Source organism: Streptomyces tricolor, from assembly GCF_002155905.1.
In the GTDB taxonomy this organism is placed as follows: Bacteria; Actinomycetota; Actinomycetes; order Streptomycetales; family Streptomycetaceae; genus Streptomyces; species Streptomyces tricolor.
Genome location: NZ_MUMF01000732.1, coordinates 1 through 3,119 on the forward strand (window position 1 = coordinate 1; position 3,119 = coordinate 3,119).

A 3,119-nucleotide genomic window follows, 5' to 3' on the forward strand; every position below is an offset into this window, starting at 1 on the left:
TCGATGACGCCGTGCAGCTGGGGCTGCTCCTCGGGAGTGACGATGCGGCCGCGCATCGCGAACAGGGCGATCCGGTCGGAGAACCAGAACTGCGCCGCCAGCAGACCGGCGGCGATGACCACCACCAGCACCCACGACCTCAGCAGCGCGATCAGCACGGCGACGAACGCCACGTACAGCAGGCCGAGCAGGAACATCGTCAGGCCCATACGGGCGGTCAGCCCCCGGTCGGGAGCGAAGCGGCTGCGCACGGTCATCACCCCTCATCAGCCCGGGATCAGGCCCTCGTCGGCCAGCAGCGCCCGCACCTCGTGCAGGCTGGTGTCCTCGTCGGGGAGGATCAGGTCGGAGGGCGCGAGCGTGTCGGCCGGGAGCGGGGTGCCCAGGGCGCGTACGGCGTCCAGCAGCTCCCGCAGCCAGATGGCGAACGCCGACTCGTCGCCGTCGGCGGCGACCGACTGCAGCACGGCGTCCAACTCGTTGAGCTTGTCCAGGTGGGTGTCGGCGATCTCGTACTGGCCCTCGCCGAGAATCCGCATGATCACGACGGTGCCTCCTTGCCAGGCCCCCGGTCCGCGTCCGCGTCATCGCGGCTCTCCAGTGCGGGCGTCGGTTCGGAGGCGGCGGTGAGCTCGCCCTTCATCCGGGCCAGCTCCAGCTCGATGTCACCGCCCGCGGACGCCCTGTCCAGCTCGGCCTGGATGTCGTCACGGCCGGCCGGGAGAGTGGCGTCCTCCAGGGCGCCGGAGGCGATCAGCTCGTCCAGCGCTCCGGCACGGGCCTGCAACTGCTCGGTCTTGTCCTCGGCCCGCTGGATGGCCATCCCGACATCACCCATCTCCTCACCGATGCCGGTGACCGCCTCGGTGATCCGGGTCTGCGCCTCGGCGGCGGTGTAGGTGGCCTTGATGGTCTCCTTGCGGGTCCGGAAGGCATCCACCTTCGCCTCGAGGCGTTGCGAGGCCAGGGTGAGTTTCTCCTCCTGGGCCTGCAGCGCGACATGCTGGCCTTGCAGGTCGGCGAGCTGCGCGGTCACCGTCGTCCGACGTCCCAGGGCTTCGCGGGCGAGGTCTTCCCGCCCGACGGCGAGAGCCTGTTGGGCCTGCCCCTGGAGCTTGCCGCCGGCCTGCTCCAAGGTGGCCATCTGCAGTTCGAGGCGCTTGCGGCTGGTAGCGACGTCCGCGACGCCGCGACGCACCCGCAGCAGCAACTCCTGCTGCTGCCCGTAGGAGTAGTCCAGCACCTCACGCGGATCCTCGGCGCGGTCCAGCGCCTTGTTCGCCTTGATCCGGAACAGATCCGCGATACGACGAGCGATGCTGCTCATGGTCGGCCCGTCCCTTCTTCGTGGTCCGAGGTGAGTACCTCTGGTGCGCGTGCCGCTCAGTGCTGGTGCGGGCCCTTCTTCGTCAATCCGGTCCGCCCTGGGCCGTCAGGCTGGTGGTCCGGATGGCTCGTCTCGTCCCCGCGCTTGTACGGCGCCTTGCCATGACCGCCATGACCTCCGTGCATGAAGGCCATGCTGAGCGGGCAGGCCGCCACGAGGGCAATGAGGAGCAGTACGTACGGGGGGACACCGAGCCAGAGCAGTACGACGGCGGCGACGGCCGCGACCGCGATGCCGGTGAGCAGTTTCGGTTTCATCTCCGGCTCCCAAGGTTCTTTGTGGCCAGAATTCCCTTGACCTCCACGTTCCCTCGCCTAGGGCAACCCCGCATGGGTACTAAGGGCATTAGCACTGGGCCGAAAGGCCCTCGTCCCGATTCCGCTCATTCCGACCCCGTCTCCCCAGCACGGTTGGTGTGGAGTGTGAGGCGGAGCCAGCAGCCCCAGCCGACCGGCTGAGCGGCCCAGAAGCTGACGACGCGGTACAGCAGCGCGGCGGCGATCGCCTGGTCGGCAGGAATGCCTTGGACGACGAGCAGGGTGCTCAGGCTGGCCTCGGCGATGCCCAGGCTGCCGGGGGTCAGGCGCAGGCTGATGGAGATCTGGGTCAGCCCGTAGGCGATGAGGAGGCTTCGCCACGGCACGTCGATGCCGAGTGCCCACAGGGCGGCCGTCAGCGCGGCGGCGTCGCACACCCAGTTGCCCAGCGCCATTCCGAAGGGGCGGCGCCAGCCCCAGACGCCGGGCTGGATGGTCTCGGCCTGGTGCAGGACGTCGGCGAGGAGTCGTCCCAGCCGTTCACCAGCACGCCATCGCGCGCCGACGTACCGCCCCACGCGCCGTATCGCGCGGCGCAAACGTGATGACCGGGTGAGGCAGACGGCCGCCACGATCACGGCCGCAAGCACCGCCGCAGACGTGAGCACCACGGTCCGCAGTCCCGCACCCGGTCCACCCGGGTCGGCCAGCAGGGCACCCAGCGCCAGCAGCAGCGCGAGGGCCAGTACGGACAGGGCCCCGGCGACGACCAGCATGGCGGCGGCGAGCGCCAGGTCGATGCCCCGGCGGCGCAGCTGGCGGATCACCCACGCGACGGCCAGGGCGCTACCGCCCGGAAGCGCGCCAGCCATCGCGTTGGCTCCGAACGCGAGCCCCGTCATCGTGGCCAGGCCCGGCCGTGCCCGCGCGCCGCGCAGCAACCACCGCTGGAGAGCGGCGAGCCAGACGAAGGAGGCCGCTTCGAGGACGAGGGCCACCGTCAGTTTCGGGATGCTGACGTGCGCGAGAAGACGGGAGGTGGCGGCCAGTTCATGGCGATGCGTGACGGCCGCCACGGCTGCGACCGCGACGACGGCGATCGCACCGGCCCACCATGCCCACACCTGCCACCGGGGCCGCCGGGCCGTCTTCGCGGTGGCGGTCGGCGGGGCCGGTCCGTGGCGAAGATCGTCCGAGGACACGGGAAGGTCGCTCGCTTCGCTGCCGGTCGTTGTCATGGTCTGCTGCTGCCGATGCGAGCCGGGCGGGCCGCCAGGACCTGACGCAGCTCCGCGGCGGCCTGTTCGGGAGGGACGGGATTGACCGCGATGCCGGTGCCGAGTTCGAAGCCGGCGGGCTCGGTCAGACGGGGGGCGATCTGGAGGTGCCAGGCGAAGTAGGCGGTCATCTCCTCGCCGTTGGGGGCACTGATCAAAGCGTAGTTGTAGGGGACGTCGCCGAGCAGATCGCGCAGC

Annotated in this window: 5 protein-coding genes and 1 pseudogene; all 6 read right to left on the minus strand. The window is 70.6% G+C overall.

Going from position 1 to position 3,119, the window contains the following annotated elements:
* Nucleotides 1-251 (minus strand): annotated as a pseudogene (locus tag CCN44_RS38380) (zinc metalloprotease HtpX); the annotation flags it as partial.
* A 15-nt stretch (nucleotides 252-266) separates the two neighbouring features.
* A complete protein-coding gene (gene pspAA, locus CCN44_RS38385; RefSeq protein WP_272935033.1) occupies nucleotides 267-539 on the minus strand; it encodes a PspA-associated protein PspAA in 273 nt (90 codons plus the stop codon).
* A gap of 2 nt (nucleotides 540-541) precedes the next feature.
* A complete protein-coding gene (locus CCN44_RS38390) occupies nucleotides 542-1,327 on the minus strand; it encodes a PspA/IM30 family protein (protein WP_033306486.1) in 786 nt (261 codons plus the stop codon).
* A gap of 56 nt (nucleotides 1,328-1,383) precedes the next feature.
* Nucleotides 1,384-1,644 (minus strand): DUF2933 domain-containing protein, encoded by a 261-nt coding sequence (locus CCN44_RS38395; RefSeq protein WP_033306487.1) that lies wholly within the window; start codon nucleotides 1,642-1,644, stop codon nucleotides 1,384-1,386.
* Nucleotides 1,645-1,769: 125 nt separating this feature from the next.
* Nucleotides 1,770-2,882: a lysylphosphatidylglycerol synthase transmembrane domain-containing protein gene (locus tag CCN44_RS38400; RefSeq protein ID WP_078625149.1), complete on the minus strand. Its 1,113-nt coding sequence runs from the start codon at nucleotides 2,880-2,882 to the stop codon at nucleotides 1,770-1,772.
* Nucleotides 2,879-3,119, minus strand: a 241-nt coding sequence (locus tag CCN44_RS38405; protein WP_414820547.1) for a hypothetical protein, incomplete at its 5' end; no start/stop codon positions are given. The genes CCN44_RS38400 and CCN44_RS38405, both read right to left, overlap by 4 nt.